General features: G+C 56.3%; 10 protein-coding genes and 6 pseudogenes. 10 read left to right on the top strand and 6 right to left on the bottom strand.

Going from position 1 to position 15294, the window contains the following annotated elements; translation table 11 throughout:
• Positions 1-4 precede the first annotated feature (4 nt).
• From trpCF to SOPEG_RS13525, 4 genes and pseudogenes are all read left to right on the top strand, one after another.
• Positions 5-1347: pseudogene (trpCF, locus tag SOPEG_RS13540) on the top strand (bifunctional indole-3-glycerol-phosphate synthase TrpC/phosphoribosylanthranilate isomerase TrpF).
• A 33-nt stretch (positions 1348-1380) separates the two neighbouring features.
• Positions 1381-2571: pseudogene (gene trpB / locus SOPEG_RS13535) on the top strand (tryptophan synthase subunit beta).
• 1 nt (position 2572) lies between these two features.
• Positions 2573-3379, top strand: a complete 807-nt coding sequence (gene trpA / locus SOPEG_RS13530; protein ID WP_025245749.1) for a tryptophan synthase subunit alpha — start codon at positions 2573-2575, stop codon at positions 3377-3379.
• 168 nt (positions 3380-3547) lie between these two features.
• A pseudogene (locus SOPEG_RS13525) lies at positions 3548-3793 on the top strand (BON domain-containing protein); the annotation flags it as partial.
• Positions 3794-3872: 79 nt separating this feature from the next.
• Here SOPEG_RS13525 and SOPEG_RS13520 read toward each other — a convergent pair.
• From SOPEG_RS13520 to SOPEG_RS13505, 4 genes and pseudogenes are all read right to left on the bottom strand, one after another.
• A complete protein-coding gene (locus SOPEG_RS13520) occupies positions 3873-5081 on the bottom strand; it encodes an IS256-like element ISSoEn2 family transposase (protein WP_025245748.1) in 1209 nt (402 codons plus the stop codon).
• 190 nt (positions 5082-5271) lie between these two features.
• On the bottom strand, positions 5272-6021 hold the full coding sequence (istB, locus tag SOPEG_RS13515) for an IS21-like element ISSoEn3 family helper ATPase IstB (RefSeq protein ID WP_025245747.1): 750 nt from the start codon (positions 6019-6021) through the stop codon (positions 5272-5274).
• A gap of 11 nt (positions 6022-6032) precedes the next feature.
• Positions 6033-7583, bottom strand: a complete 1551-nt coding sequence (gene istA / locus SOPEG_RS13510) for an IS21 family transposase (protein ID WP_025245746.1) — start codon at positions 7581-7583, stop codon at positions 6033-6035.
• 166 nt (positions 7584-7749) lie between these two features.
• Positions 7750-8223, bottom strand: a pseudogene (locus tag SOPEG_RS13505) (OmpW family outer membrane protein); the annotation flags it as partial.
• 276 nt (positions 8224-8499) lie between these two features.
• Here SOPEG_RS13505 and SOPEG_RS13500 point away from each other — a divergent pair.
• The 4 genes from SOPEG_RS13500 to yciA are packed head-to-tail and all read left to right on the top strand — an operon-like array spanning position 8500 to position 10754.
• The gene (locus SOPEG_RS13500; RefSeq protein ID WP_025245745.1) at positions 8500-8910 is read left to right on the top strand and encodes a YkgJ family cysteine cluster protein; all 411 of its coding nucleotides are present in this window, start codon (positions 8500-8502) and stop codon (positions 8908-8910) included.
• Between the two features lie 54 nt (positions 8911-8964).
• The gene (locus tag SOPEG_RS13495) at positions 8965-9720 is read left to right on the top strand and encodes a YciC family protein (protein WP_025245744.1); all 756 of its coding nucleotides are present in this window, start codon (positions 8965-8967) and stop codon (positions 9718-9720) included.
• A 36-nt stretch (positions 9721-9756) separates the two neighbouring features.
• Entirely contained in the window at positions 9757-10308 is a 552-nt protein-coding gene (locus tag SOPEG_RS13490; RefSeq protein WP_025245743.1) for a septation protein A, read from the top strand.
• Between the two features lie 41 nt (positions 10309-10349).
• A complete protein-coding gene (gene yciA / locus SOPEG_RS13485) occupies positions 10350-10754 on the top strand; it encodes an acyl-CoA thioester hydrolase YciA (RefSeq protein WP_025245742.1) in 405 nt (134 codons plus the stop codon).
• Positions 10755-10964: 210 nt separating this feature from the next.
• On the opposite strand, the gene SOPEG_RS13480 is transcribed toward yciA, so the two are convergent.
• The gene (locus SOPEG_RS13480) at positions 10965-11639 is read right to left on the bottom strand and encodes an energy transducer TonB (RefSeq protein ID WP_038470169.1); all 675 of its coding nucleotides are present in this window, start codon (positions 11637-11639) and stop codon (positions 10965-10967) included.
• 499 nt (positions 11640-12138) lie between these two features.
• On the opposite strand from SOPEG_RS13480, the pseudogene SOPEG_RS23080 reads away from it, so the two are divergent.
• Positions 12139-13347 (top strand): annotated as a pseudogene (locus tag SOPEG_RS23080) (IS256-like element ISSoEn2 family transposase).
• A 75-nt stretch (positions 13348-13422) separates the two neighbouring features.
• Entirely contained in the window at positions 13423-13719 is a 297-nt protein-coding gene (locus tag SOPEG_RS13470; RefSeq protein WP_051419720.1) for a hypothetical protein, read from the top strand.
• Here the strand turns inward: SOPEG_RS13470 and SOPEG_RS13465 are convergent.
• Positions 13716-14891 (bottom strand): annotated as a pseudogene (locus SOPEG_RS13465) (IS256 family transposase). The gene SOPEG_RS13470 and the pseudogene SOPEG_RS13465 overlap by 4 nt on opposite strands.
• Between the last annotated feature and the right edge of the window lie 403 nt (positions 14892-15294).

Genomic DNA, 15294 nt, shown 5'->3' with positions numbered 1-15294 from the left:
AGTCATGCAGGACACAATACTTGCGAAGATCGTCGCAGACAAATATGAATGGGTAGCCGAGCGTAAACGGCTGCAACCGCTGGAGAGTTTCCGTCATCAGGTGCAACCCAGCACGCGCAGTTTTTATCACGCGCTGTCCGGTACCCGCACGGCGTTTATCCTGGAATGCAAAAAGGCGTCGCCGTCCAAAGGCCTTATCCGCGCCGATTTCGACCCGGTCGCCATCGCGGGCGTTTACCGGCATTACGCCTCCGCTATTTCGGTACTGACCGACGAGAAATATTTCCAGGGCAGCTTCGATTTTCTGCGCCAGGTGAGCCGCACGGTGAGCCAGCCGGTATTATGTAAAGATTTCATCATCGATCCGTGGCAGATTTACCTGGCGCGGCTGCATCAGGCGGACGCGATTCTGCTGATGTTGTCTGTCCTTGACGACGGCACCTACCGCGAACTGGCGGCGGTGGCCCATAGCCTGAACATGGGCGTGTTGATCGAGGTCATCAGCGACGACGAGCGGCAGCGCGCAATTGCGCTGGAAGCAAAAGTGGTGGGAATCAATAATCGCGATTTACGCGATCTGTCTATCGATTTGAACCGCACCCGCACCCTGGGCCCGCGTCTGCCGGCGGGCGTCACGGTCATCAGCGAGTCCGGCATCAATCATTATCGCCGGATGCGCGAACTCTCAGCCACTACGCCAATGGCTTCCTGATCGGCAGCGTGCTGATGGCCGAACCCGACTTGACGATGGCGGTACGCCGGGTGCTGCTCGGGGAAAACAAAGTCTGCGGCCTCACGCGCGCCGCCCTGGAGGCCGGCGCGCTCTACGGCGGGCTGATTTTGATCCCCGGCTCCCCGCACTATGTGGAGGAAGACACCGCCCGCGCCGTGATGGCCGGCGCCCAGCTTCGCTATATCGGGGTGTTTCGCGATGCGCCGGTGAGCGAGGTCGCCGCGAAAGCCAGCGCACTGTCGCTGGCGGCAGTTCAGCTGCACGGCGGCGAAGATCAGGCCTACATCGACGCGCTGCGTCAGGCCCTGCCGCCCGAATGCCGCATCTGGAAAGCGCTGGATATGCGCCACGCTCTGCCGGCACGCGATCTGGCCCAGGTGGATCGCTATGTGCTCGATAATGGCGGCGGCGGCAAGCCTTTTGACTGGTCGCTGTTAAACGGAGCGACGCTGGATAACGTGATGCTGGCGGGCGGTCTGGCGGCGGATAACTGCGTGGCCGCGGCGCGCCTTGGCTGCACCGGACTGGATTTCAACTCTGGCGTAGAAAGCGCGCCCGGTATTAAAGATCATCATAAATTGGCTACGGTATTTCAGACGCTGCGCGCCTATTAACCATCAGCCTGACACCGTGAGAGACAAAAGAGCATGACACGACTTAATCCCTATTTTGGCGAGTTTGGCGGCATGTACGTGCCGCAAATCCTGATGCCTGCGCTTATTCAACTGGAGGAAGCGTTCGTCAGCGCCCAGAGCGACCCGGCGTTCCAGACCGAATTCAGCGATCTGCTGGTGAATTACGCCGGTCGGCCGACGCCGCTGACGCTGTGCCGCAACTTGACCGCCGGGACCCGGACCAAACTTTATTTGAAACGCTAAGATCTGTTGCACGGTGGTGCCCATAAAACCAATCAGGTGCTGGGGCAGGCGCTGCTGGCCAAACGGATGGGCAAAACCGAAATTATCGCCGAAACCGGTGCCGGCCAGCACGGCGTAGCCTCAGCCCTGTCCTCGGCGCTGCTGGGGCTGAAATGCCGGATTTATATGGGCGCCAAAGACATCGAACGCCTGTCCCCCAACGTCTTTCGTATGCGGCTGATGGGCGCCGAGGTCATTCCGGTGCACAGCGGCTCCTCCACCCTGAAAGACGCCTGTAACGAAGCGTTGCGCGACTGGTCCGCCAGCTATGAACGCGCACACTACATGCTCGGCACCGCCGCCGGTCCGCATCCCTTCCCGACCATCGTGCACGAATTCCAGCGGATGATAGGCGAGGAGACGCGCGCGCAGATGCAGGAGCACGAGCAGCGCCTGCCGGATGCGGTCATCGCCTGCGTCGGCGGCGGCTCCAATGCCATCGGCATGTTCGCAGATTTCATCGATGAACCCGACGTGCGTCTGATAGGCGTGGAGCCGGGCGGCCTGGGCATTGAAACCGGCCAGCACGGCGCGTCGCTGAAACACGGCCGCACCGGCATCTACTTCGGCATGAAATCGCCGATGATGCAGTCCGCCGAGGGGCAGATTGAAGAGTCCTACTCCATCTCCGCCGGCCTGGATTTCCCGTCGGTGGGCCCCCAGCATGCTTACCTTGATAGCATCGGCCGCGCCGAGTACGTATCGGTCACCGACGAAGAAGCCCTGGACGCCTTCCGGCGTCTCTCGCGCCATGAGGGCATTATCCCCGCATTGGAATCCTCCCACGCGCTGGCCCATGCGCTGCGGATGATTAAAGCGGAGCCGGAGAAAGAGCAGATCCTGGTGGTTAACCTGTCCGGGCGCGGCGATAAAGATATTTTCACCGTTCATGATATTTTGTCGGCGCGAGGAGAAATTTAATATGGAACGCTATCAGCAATTATTCAGCCGGTTGGCGGCCCGCAACGAAGGTGCTTTCGTGCCGTTTGTGACGCTGGGCGATCCCAACCCCGCGCTTTCGCTGCAAATCATCGATACGCTCATCGACGCCGGCGCCGACGCGCTGGAGTTGGGCATCCCGTTTTCCGATCCGTTGGCGGACGGTCCCACCATCCAAAACGCCAACCTGCGCGCGTTTGCCTCCGGCGTCACGCCGGCGCACTGCTTTGAGATACTGGCATCGATTCGCTCCAAATACCCCGACATACCCATTGGCCTGCTGATGTACGCCAATCTGGTGTACAACGACGGCATTGACGCTTTCTACGCCCGCTGCGCCGACGTCGGCGTCGACTCGGTGCTGGTGGCGGACGTGCCGCTGCAAGAGAGTCTGCCGTTTCGCCAAGCCGCGTTGCGCCATGGTGTGGCGCCCATCTTCATCTGCCCGCCCAACGCCGACGATGATCTGCTGCGCGAAATCGCCTCCCACGGCCGGGCGTATACCTACCTGCTCTCGCGCGCCGGCGTCACCGGCAGCGAAAAACGGGCCAATACGCCGCTGGCGCATTTGGCCAATACCCTGAAGGCGTACCACGCGGCGCCGACCCTTCAGGGGTTCGGCATTTCCGAACCCGATCAGGTGTGTGCCGCTTTGCAGGCCGGCACCGCAGGCGCCATCTCCGGCTCGGCCATTGTGCGGATTATCGAAAACCATGTGGATGATCCCGCTTTGATGCTGGAAAAACTGGCGCAATTCGTGCGCGAAATGAAGGCCGCCACCCGTTCCTGACTGGCGCAAACACTTTTTATCAGCAACACTGTCAATGCCGGACGCCCGCAAAGCGCCGGCGATAAAACCGAATAAATAACGACAACGCATTCCATCAAGGAGAGAATATGAACGTGTGGAAAGTCGCCGCCAGCCTGTTAACCCCTCTTTTATTGGCCTTCGCGCTGAGCGCCAACCGCAAAGTCTGAGGGGACCGGCGGCTATATTGACGATACGGTTATCACCGCGAAGGTGAAATCGGAATTGGTCCGCGACGATCACCTGAAAGCGCGGGAAATTAATGTCGAAACCTTCAAAGGCCGCGTGCAGTTAAGCGGTTTTGTGGGGTCCGCCTCCGAAGCCAGCCTGGCGGTTCAGGCCGCGCGCGGCGTGGCCGGCGTGAAGTCGGTGGAAAACGATATGCAAATCAAATAACCCACGTCAGGTTTAGCGGTGTTATCCGGGCGCGCGCAGGCGCCGGACCCTGTACACGATTCTGTGTAAATGCCTTTTCTCAGAAGTGACCGTCCAGGCGGTCACCGAACTCGATAATAAAGCGGCTCATTGCCATGCGCCAGTCCCTCAAAGGCATTGTCCATTTCTGTGAGGCCGCCTGTATCGCCAGCCACACCACCTTTTTCACTGCGTCGTCGGTCGGGAACACCTTGCGCTTTTTGATGGCATGCCGGATCACGCTGTTTAACGACTCGATGGCGTTGGTCGTGTAGATCACCTTGCGGATGTCCGTTGGGTAGGCAAAGAACGTGGCCAGATTGGCCCAGTTTGCCTGCCAGCTTCGACTTATTTGCGGGTAGCGGATGTCCCAGGCACTGGAGAACGCTTCCAGCGCCTGCAAGCCGGCTTCTTCCGTAGGGGCCTGATAGATAGCTTTCAGGTCGCGGGTGACGGCCTTGAAGTCCTTCCAGGAGACGAACCGCAGGCTATTGCGCACCATATGTACGATACACAGCTGGAGCCGCGCCTCCGGATACACCGCGTTAATAGCGTCAGGGAAACCTTTCAGTCCGTCTACGCAGGCGATAAGGATATCGTTCAGGCCGCGGTTTTTCAGCTCTGTCAGCACGTTCAGCCAGAACTTTGCGCCTTCATTTTCGGCCAGCCACATACCTAGCAACTCTTTCTGGCCTTCGATGTTGATGCCCAGCGCCAGGAACACAGATTTGTTGATGATGCGGCTGTCCTGCCGGACTTTTAGAACGATACAATCAAGATAAACAATGGGATAGACTGCATCCAGAGGCCGGTTTTGCCATTCGACAACCTGCTCCATGACCGCATCGGTGACCTTTGAGACCAGCGCCGGCGAGACATCGGCGTCATACAGCTCTTTGAACGCGGCGGCGATCTCGCGGGTGGTCATCCCTTTGGCGTACAACGATAAAATCTGGTTATCCATCCCGGTAATCCGGGTCTGGTTCTTCTTCACCAGTTGCGGTTCAAAGGAACCGTCACGATCGCGCGGAGTACGCAGCGCCAGCGGGCCATCGCCAGTGGTAACGGTTTTTGTGGAATAGCCGTTGCGGGCGTTGGTCCCCGGTTTAGGCTGATTTTTATCGTAGCCGAGGTGATGGGTCATTTCGGCATTGAGAGCTGCTTCGACGCTGATTTTTTTCAGCAGCCGATCGAAGTGACTGAGATCTTCAGGGGTTTTGAGATTTTTGGCCAGTTCGTTAGCCAAAGCCTGCAACTGTTTTTCGTCCATAAATTAACCTGTTTTTGATGTTGGATTGAACATATCAAAATCAGGCAAATACACAAATTTCTAAACAGGCTCCAGGCGCCGACGTATCCGATCAGCTGTTCCGGCGACATCCGATCAGTTATTCCGATATTTTCCGATCACCCATTCCAGTGATATTCGTTCACGTGTTCGCTCATCTTCTGACTCGGGTTTAGTCTATTTTTCCTGTGCTGGCTACTCCTTGCTCTTTGCGTAGTGATTCGCCTTTAAGTTCCAGTCTATAGCTGGGGTGTACTAACCGATCGAGTAACGCGTCAGCTGTCGTGGGGTTTTCTATCAGTCCATACCATTTTTTCACCGGCAGTTGACTGATCAGGATGCTGCTGCTTTTGTCGTAGCGATCTTCCATCACCTCCAACAGCATCGTTGCCTGCATCGGACTTATTGATTCTAGGCCCACGTCGTCCAAGATCAGTAACTCTATTTTTTCTAACTGCTTAAGCTGTTTTAGATAGGTCCCGTCTACCTGACACTGGTGAAAATGGGCCAGCAACCGACCCACTCGCCAGTAACGCACGCTATATTGCTGCCGGCATGCCTGCTCACCAAGCGCACAACTGAGCCAGGTTTTGCCCGTACCTGTTGGCCCCGTGATGAGTATGCTTTTCTGATATTTCAGATATTGTCCCCCTAGCAGATCTCGCATCTGTTCCGGTGTCACTCCTCGGCTAGGGATATAGCGGATATCTTCCGGTTTTGCCTGCAAGCGCATTTGCGATTGCCGTCGCAGACGGCATATATGGTTGTTTTTTCTATGCAAATTTTCCGCTTCTACCATCAGCGACAACCGCTCCTCGAACCCCAGCTCCCCATAACTCCCCGGGAGTTCGCGTTGCGTCTCCAACGCCTGGACCATTGCCGACAACTTCAGCTCTCGCAGAGCCATTAACAGTGTATCCATATTTATTATCCTTAGTGATAACTGTCCGGACCTCGGAGGTTTTCGTGAACCAGCATTGATACGCCGGCTCCGTCCTGGGTGACCTCACTTTCACGACCGTGTTTCAATACGTTGGCTATGAAAGAGCGGTTAATGCACCCTTTCTCCAACGCCAGCGCGCAGGCCTTCTCCAGTCGCGTCGTCTCATAGCGCCATTGCAGATTGAGTAGCCCCAGCACGGAGCGGTAAGCCTGCTCCGGATGGGCTTTGCTCTTTTGGATGGACTCGACCACTTTCAGTGTGCACACACTCACCGACAGCGCCCAACTGCACAGCCTTTCCGGCGGCCACTGACTCTGCCCCTTATGGTTAGCCGGCATGTGCGCCGCCTGAGTCGTGTGCCTATGGGCGTTATCGCTGCGAGGGTGCGTAGCCACGCAGACGCCCTTATGGTGGATTTGCACCAGCCGTTGGGTGGCGATGACGTCAACGCGCGCGCCAACCAGCGGATGCGGCACCGAGTACCAGTTTTTGCCGTAGTCTATGTGGTAATCAGGTCCCACTCGGGCAACGAGATACTCACTGTATTCCCATTGTGTGGGCGGTAGAGGCCCAAAAGCCGGTTTGTCCAGCTGCTCGAAGCGTTCAAGGCGACTTTGTCCGCCGTAATGACGCATCGGGCGCAAATTCAACTCATGATTGAGTTCTCGTATCACCTGGTTGAGTTCGGTCAGCGAGTAGAACCTACGTTTACGCAACCGGGCCAAAACCCAGCGTTCTACCAGCTGCACAGTTGATTCTGCCTTCGCCTTGTCTTTCGGTTTTCTCGGGCGCGCCGGTAGCACCACTGTCTCATAGTGATTTGCCAGCGCCTGGTAGCTCTGGTTTATGACCGGCTCATAGCGGTCAGGGGTGCTGACAGCGCTGCGCAGATTATCAGGTATCATCAGCTCCGGAACCCCACCCATGAAGTGCAGGCAGCGGCTATTGGCGTTGAGCCACGATGCCATGTCCTGGCCTTCGCAGGCTTCGATATACGCATAGCCTGACACGCCCATGGCAGCGACGAAGATAGCGACCTGGCGTACGCTACCGGTCGCAGGGTTGACGATAGGTACGGTGGGGCCACAGAAGTCGATGAAGAGCTTTTCGCCAGCCTTGTGCTCCATGCGCATGGAACGCCGCTGCTTCTTTTTCCAGTCACGGAACAGTGCACAAAACTGTGAGTAACCGAGGGCATCACCGCCCACGGGGGACTGATATTCCATCCAGAGCAGCTGCTTGGTCATGCCCTTGCGGCTTAACTCGGTATCGATATCAAGCCAGCTGGGTAAGGTATTGATAACTTTTCCGGATTTGCCGGGATAGAGCAGGCGGTCGAGGTCGACGGGGGACAGTTCCGCCGGCAATGGCCAGACCAGGTTAGCTACCGTGAATCGGCCGAGGATATCGTGCACGGTAGTACAGCCTATGCCGAGAGCTGCTGCGATAGTGCGATTCGAGCGACGCTGCTCGAATTTCATACGTAAGACATTAATATAGATGCACATTTCCGTTCTCGCTTTCTTCTTTTTACGTGCCATGTCATGCCCCCGGAAGCTAAAAGTCTCCAGAGTATGGCGGAACAGAAGATGAGCGATCGGACAGAATCGGAATCGCTGATCGGGCGACCGGAATCAGTGATCGGATGAAATCAGAATTAATGATCGGGTGAAATCGGAATCAGTGATCGGATATGACCGGAACCAGCACCTGCCCGGCCAGACCCCAGGAATGCTTCACGCTCAAATCGCTTAAGCCGAGATCCTCGCCCTTCTGATTGAAATGGGCATCATAAAAGGTGGTGTAGTTCACGCCGATACCGATATAGGGCCGCAGTTTGTCTTGGGTATCGCCAAAATAATATTGCGCCATCAAGCTTGGCGGCAATTGTTTGACCTTGGCGATATTGCCGGTGCTGTTAAGCCCGACGCGGTGACTGAACGGCGTCGCCGCCAACAACTCGACACCGATATTATCGGTGATCATATAACCAAAGATCAGCCCCAGTTGCGTGTTATTGCTGACATTGAACTCGCCCAGCCCCAACACATTATCCGAACTCTCGCTGGGCCGGACGGTAATACTGCCGGCACGGGCGATAAAATCACCGTCCTGGTGTGCGAATACGGGTTGACTAAAAAGAATAGCGGCCACGGACGCGGCCAAAACGGTTGTTTTCATACCCTGCTCCATTGCTATTTTGCTTACCATTAGGGGTGAATTTGATCCTTATCACCTTCCGAACTCTCGGTGGCGTAGAGGCGAATTGATATGTATCACCGATAACAAGCGTTATATCAATTCCCCTACTATTTACGGGTTGATCCATATCAACGGAACGGCAACAACAGCAAAAAAAGCGGTGATAAGTCATTTCTGTTGCTTTCAGGCGGCGGGCTGGGTAGTTTGCGAGTGTGTCAGTTCGGGTTCAACGTTGTGGCCTCGGTGGATAACAGCATGAACAATGATGGCAACCCCTGCATGTCCTGCGGCGCCTGCTGCGCGCTCTTTCGCGTGTCTTTTTACTGGGCCGAGGCGGATGACGGCGCCGGCCGGGTGCCTGCGGCGTTAACGGAACCGCTCACGCCTTTTTTACGCTGTATGGCGGGCAGCAACGATCGCCCGCCGCACTGCCGCGCGCTGCTGGGACAAATCGGCTATAGCGTGAGCGGCGCCATCTATGCCTCGCGCCCGTCACCCTGCCGCGAGTTCCGCATGAGCGGCGAAGAGGGCCTGGCGAACGCCGCGTGCGATCGCGCTCGGGCGCACTATGGCTTACCGCCCTTGGCGCGACCGGCGGCGCAGTGGGAGATTATCATGCCGCACTCGCCCCGGGATGATGCATTAGGGTGCCAAGCCGTGGATTAACAGGGTAGAATAGCGGGCTAGCCTATTTATTGATTGTTTTGCCAAGGAGCCCCCATGCCAATTATGGCAAGTACCCTGTACCGCGACATGCTGAATTTTTTCCGTAATCAGTTTGCCAGTATCGTGCTGTTGGCGCTGCTGACGGCGCTGATAAGCGTAGTGCTGGGACATGCGCTGTCCCCGGGCAGCGAGCAGCTGCTGATGACGCTGAGCAACGGTACCCATATGGGCGACACTGCCGATATGAGCCTGCAGCAGTTGGTACAGCAGATGTCGGTCGAGCAGCAGCGCGTGTTGCTGAAAGCCTCCGCCGCCGGCACCCTGGCCGGTCTGGTCGGCAACGTCCTGCTGGCTGGGGGATTGCTGACCATGATTCGCCTGGTATCCAATCGCCAGCCCGTCAGCGTATTGCGCGCGATCGGCCTGTCGGCGCCGCTGTTGCCGCGCCTGCTGCTGCTTATTTTTCTCACGACGTTGCTGGTGCAGTTAGGTCTGTTGCTAATTATCGTACCGGGTATCCTGCTGGCCATCGCTTTTAGCCTGGCGCCGGTCATTGCCACCAGCGATAATCTGGGCACCATTAAATCCATGCACCTGAGCGCCAGTCTGGCGTTTGCCAATCTTCGGCTGCTGGCGCCGGCGGTGCTGTTCTGGCTGTTGGCTAAAGCAGCGGTGCTTCTGTTGGCGACCCAGTTCACGCTGGTGTCATCGCTGGTGGCGGCGGTATTATTAAATGGTCTGAGCAATCTTATTTCCGCTCTGCTGCTAATCTATCTTTATCGTCTGTATATGTTGTTGCGGCAGGCCTGATGGCGGCGTTTACCCTCTTTACCGGTGGACTTTGTTATGAAGCAGTTTCTTGATTTCCTGCCCTTAGTGGTGTTTTCTATTGTCTACAAACTGTACGACATCTACTACGCCTCTGGCGCATTGATAGTCGCCTCCGCGCTGGTATTGGTTTATACCTGGCTGCGCTATCACAAAGTAGAAAAGGTCGCCCTGATTACCTTCGTACTGGTGGCGATATTCGGCTCGTTGACGCTTTACTATCACAACGCGGAATTCATCAAGTGGAAGGTGACGGTAATCTATACGCTGTTCGCCGCGGCACTGCTGATTAGCCAATTCGTCCTCGGCAAGCCCCTCATTCAACGTATGCTGGATAAAGAGATCCAACTCCCGGCGCGGGTTTGGAACAATTTGAATATCGCCTGGGCGGTGTTCTTCCTTGCCTGCGGCGCGGCGAATATTTATATCGCGTTCTGGCTACCACAGAGCGTTTGGGTGAATTTCAAGGTTTTTGGCCTCACCGGCCTGACGCTGGTGTTTACACTGCTCAGCGGAATTTATATCTACCGCCATATGGCGGAGGATGAACGCAATAATAATACCCATTAATCCTGCGCCTTTGGCGCGGGTGATGTTAAGCGGGAGTGATGATGAGCGAAGTGATTAAGCCGCCCAGCGGCGAAATGGTGCTGCGCACGCTGGCCATGCCGGCTGACACCAATGCCAACGGCGATATTTTTGGCGGCTGGCTGATGTCGCAAATGGATATTGGCGGCGCTATTTTGGCGAGAGAGCTGGCGCAGAGCCGGGTCGTGACGGTGCGCGTCGACGGCATGACGTTTTTAAAACCGGTGGCGGTGGGCGATGTCATCTGTTGCTATGCCCAATGTCTGAAAACGGGGACCAGTTCGTTGACCATCAATATCGAGGTATGGGTGAAAAAAGTGTCATCGGAGCCCATCGGCCAGCGCTACCGGGCTACCGAGGCGGTGTTTACCTACGTCGCGGTGGATAACAGCGGCAAACCCCAGCCGCTGCCGCCGGACAAGCGCTAGCTCAACGGCGCCCTTAAGCCCCTTTCGTTCGGCGGCTGCGCCGGTGCCGGCCTGTTTACCCGCCGTTACATCCTCTCTTAACGCGAAGGCACCTGCCGTTGGCCGCACCTTCATTTGCACCTTGCTCGCCGTGCGCCAGCGGCAATATGGCCGTTCATCCGGCCCCCTACAATGACCGCGGACAGCCGGCCTAGCGCCGGCCCCGTCCCGCTATTCGCCGCTGCTGACGCCCTTAATATCAAATTGGAAATTGACCGTCATATTAGCGGTGGGCTTGCCGGTCTCATAGGTCCAGCGGCGCATCGCTAAACGAATACCGCGCTCGAACATATTGCGCGGCTGGGCCGAAACGATACGTATATTTTCCACCCGACCCTCGGCATCAACGTCATACATCACACTAACACGGCCCTCAATCCCTAACGCACTGGCCCGCGGAGGATAAATAGGGTCGGTGCGAAACGTCGCCCGCGGCGCGCTGGGGGCGGGCGATGCCGGGCGCGTCTCGGGTTTTGGCGTCCGCGGCTTGATCTCCCGGTGCCGCTCGGGTTTGGGTTTTGGCTTGGGCTTCGGCACGGGTTTGGGCACCTGTACCGGCGCCGGAGGCTCGGGTACAGGTTCGGGTTCCGGCTCAGGAACGGGCTGCGGCGCAACTTCCGGCTCCGGCGCCACAGGTTGCGGATCGGGCGGTTGCTCAACCGGCGGCGCCTGCTGCGGTTCGGGCGCCACCAGCATAACGGTCATGGGCTGCTCGACGGCGGAAGGTAAACTCATCGGCGGGACCGTGGCATAAAGTAATCCTGCGACCAAAGAGGCGTGTAATCCGGCAGACGCAATAAACGGCCAGGAAAAGCGATGAGTCTGATTCAAAATAGTTAACGCCATATCATTGAAGTCGTGGTTGAGGGAAAAGTTTAAATGCAAATAGCAATCATATTCAATAACTGTCAGCGATCTCTTTGTCGTTTAGCGTTTTTATCTGCCTGAGCGCTAGCGCCTCGGACTTTTCGCGCCCTGCGCGCAGAGTTTTGGACCTTCACTCTACGCCTTTCACCGTCTATGTGGGGTGGCAAGCATTTCTGGACTCTCAGGGGGAACGGTGGATTAGCCGGAAGCCCTTTACTGGCGCGGCTTACAGCCATTTTAAGGATTTTGGACTCGTCGCAAAAAATGAGCGAAAAATGAGTTTTTTGCACTATATTCTGGACTGGATTGGCCGTGGTTTGAGTAAGTTTGAAAGCCGTTTAAACAGTTTCAATTAACGATTTTGTTGATAAACATACTCAATGCATTTATATTTTATATAGTTAAAGAGCCTGTTTAGAAATTTGTGTATTTGCCTGATTTTGATATGTTCAATCCAACATCAAAAACAGGTTAATTTATGGACGAAAAACAGTTGCAGGCTCTGGCTAACGAACTGGCCAAAAATCTCAAAACCCCTGAAGATCTCAGTCACTTCGATCGGCTGCTGAAAAAAATCAGCGTCGAAGCAGCTCTCAATGCCGAAATGACCCATCACCTCGGCTACGATAAAAATTAGCCTAAACCGGGGACCAACGCCCGCAACGGCTATTCCACAAAAACCGTTACCACTGGCGATGGCCCGCTGGCGCTGCGTACTTCGCGCGATCGTGACGGTTCCTTTGAACCGCAACTGGTGAAGAAGAACCAGACCCGGATTACCGGGATGGATAACCAGATTTTATCGTTGTACGCCAAAGGGATGACCACCCGCGAGATCGCCGCCGCGTTCAAAGAGCTGTATGACGCCGATGTCTCGCCGGCGCTGGTCTCAAAGGTTACCGATGCGGTCATGGAGCAGGTTGTCGAATGGCAAAACCGGCCTCTGGATGCAGTCTATCCCATTGTTTATCTTGACTGTATCGTTCTAAAAGTCCGGCAGGACAGCCGCATCATCAACAAATCTGTGTTCCTGGCGCTGGGCATCAACATCGAAGGCCAGAAAGAGTTGCTAGGTATGTGGCTGGCCGAAAATGAAGGCGCAAAGTTCTGGCTGAACGTGCTGACAGAGCTGAAAAACCGCGGCCTGAACGATATCCTTATCGCCTGCGTAGACGGGCTGAAAGGTTTCCCTGACGCTATTAACGCGGTGTATCCGGAGGCGCGGCTCCAGCTGTGTATCGTACATATGGTGCGCAACAGCCTGCGGTTCGTCTCCTGGAAGGACTACAAGGCCGTCACCCGCGACCTGAAAGCTATCTATCAGGCCCCTACGGAAGAAGCCGGCTTGCAGGCGCTGGAAGCGTTCTCCAGTGCCTGGGACATCCGCTACCCGCAAATAAGTCGAAGCTGGCAGGCAAACTGGGCCAATCTGGCCACGTTCTTTGCCTACCCAACGGACATCCGCAAGGTGATCTACACGACCAACGCCATCGAGTCGTTAAACAGCGTGATCCGGCATGCCATCAAAAAGCGCAAGGTGTTCCCGACCGACGACGCAGTGAAAAAGGTGGTGTGGCTGGCGATACAGGCGGCCTCACAGAAATGGACAATGCCTTTGAGGGACTGGCGCATGGCAATGAGCCGCTTTATTATCGAGTTCGGTGACCGCCTGGACGGTCACTTCTGAGAAAAGGCATTTACACAGAATCGTGTACAGGGTCAGGTCAGCGAAACCCCGCATCAGGCCAAGCAGTGGCTCATCGTGCAGCAACAGCACGCCGGGGAAATTGCCCGCGTCAGACTGGCGCTGCACAGCCTGCCGTATGTGACGAGCTACGAATTGCCGTTTCGGCTGCTGCTTATCCGTGCGCCACAGGCTATCGAAAAACTGCGCGACGAGCTGACCATTCACAGTCGCCGGGTGGAAATCAACGGCAGCAAACGCGGGGTGTTGTATAGCTTTGACGCCGATGTTGCTGCGCCGGAGGCCTTTCACTACACGCGCAAATTCACCGTTTTCCGCTCCGGTGCCGAAGGCGGCACAGAAAACAGCTACTAAATAAAGCGGCTCATTGCCATGCGCCAGTCCCTCAAAGGCATTGTCCATTTCTGTGAGGCCGCCTATATCGCCAGCCCCACCACCTTTTTCACTGCGGCGTCGGTCGGGAACACCTTGCGCTTTTTGATGGCATGCCGGATCACGCTGTTTAACGACTCGATGGCGTTGGTCGTGTAGATCACCTTGCGGATGCCCGTTGGGTAGGCAAAGAACGTGGCCAGATTGGCCCAGTTTGCCTGCCAGCTTCGACTTATTTGCGGGTAGCGGATGTCCCAGGCACTGGAGAACGCTTCCAGCGCCTGCAAGCCGGCTTCTTCCGTAGGGGCCTGATAGATAGCTTTCAGGTCGCGGGTGACGGCCTTGTAGTCCTTCCAGGAGACGAACCGCAGGCTGTTGCGCACCATATGTACGATACACAGCTGGAGCCGCGCCTCCGGATACACCGCGTTAATAGCGTCAGGGAAACCTTTCAGCCCGTCTACGCAGGCGATAAGGATATCGTTCAGGCCGCGGTTTTTCAGCTCTGTCAGCACGTTCAGCCAGAACTTTGCGCCTTCATTTTCGGCCAGCCACATACCTAGCAACTCTTTCTGGCCTTCGATGTTGATGCCCAGCGCCAGGAACACAGATTTGTTGATGATGCGGCTGTCCTGCCGGACTTTTAGAACGATACAGTCAAGATAAACAATGGGATAGACTGCATCCAGAGGCCGGTTTTGCCATTCGACAACCTGCTCCATGACCGCATCGGTGACCTTTGAGACCAGCGCCGGCGAGACATCGGCGTCATACAGCTCTTTGAACGCGGCGGCGATCTCGCGGGTGGTCATCCCTTTGGCGTACAACGATAAAATCTGGTTATCCATCCCGGTAATCCGGGTCTGGTTCTTCTTCACCAGTTGCGGTTCAAAGGAACCGTCACGATCGCGCGGAGTACGCAGCGCCAGCGGGCCATCGCCAGTGGTAACGGTTTTTGTGGAATAGCCGTTGCGGGCGTTGGTCCCCGGTTTAGGCTGATTTTTATCGTAGCCGAGGTGATGGATCATTTCGGCATTGAGAGCTGCTTCGACGCTAATTTTTTTCAGCAGCCGATCGAAGTGACTGAGATCTTCAGGGGTTTTGAGATTTTTGGCCAGTTCGTTAGCCAGAGCCTGCAACTGTTTTTCGTCCATAAATTAACCTGTTTTTGATGTTGGATTGAACATATCAAAATCAGGCAAATACACAAATTTCTAAACAGGCTCGCCGCGTGGAACAGTATGTCACGTCGCCGGCTTTTAGCCTGCGTAACCGGTTTCGTCAGCTATGATTGCGCTCGTCCGTTTTCTTCTGCTGGCGTTGTTGAGCCGAGTCCCCGCCGCCGTAAGCGCCCGGCTGTTGGCCCGTATATCCCGCCGCCCGCCGCCGGTCGTGGTACCACCTCGGGCAGGCCGTTTCGCCGCCGTTGAGCATCGAGCGTCCCCGACCGCACCGCGGTGATGCGGCTTGCGCCGGTCCCCTAAAGCGCACCGTCTATCCCTCCCTTCTAATGTCTTATCGATGCTACTGGCGCAGGCGGCTGAGCCCTGGGATCAG

It is taken from the genome of Candidatus Sodalis pierantonius str. SOPE (genome assembly GCF_000517405.1).
In the GTDB taxonomy this organism is placed as follows: domain Bacteria; phylum Pseudomonadota; class Gammaproteobacteria; order Enterobacterales; family Enterobacteriaceae; genus Sodalis_C; species Sodalis_C pierantonii.
This window is presented reverse-complemented; position numbering and strand designations above follow the sequence as displayed.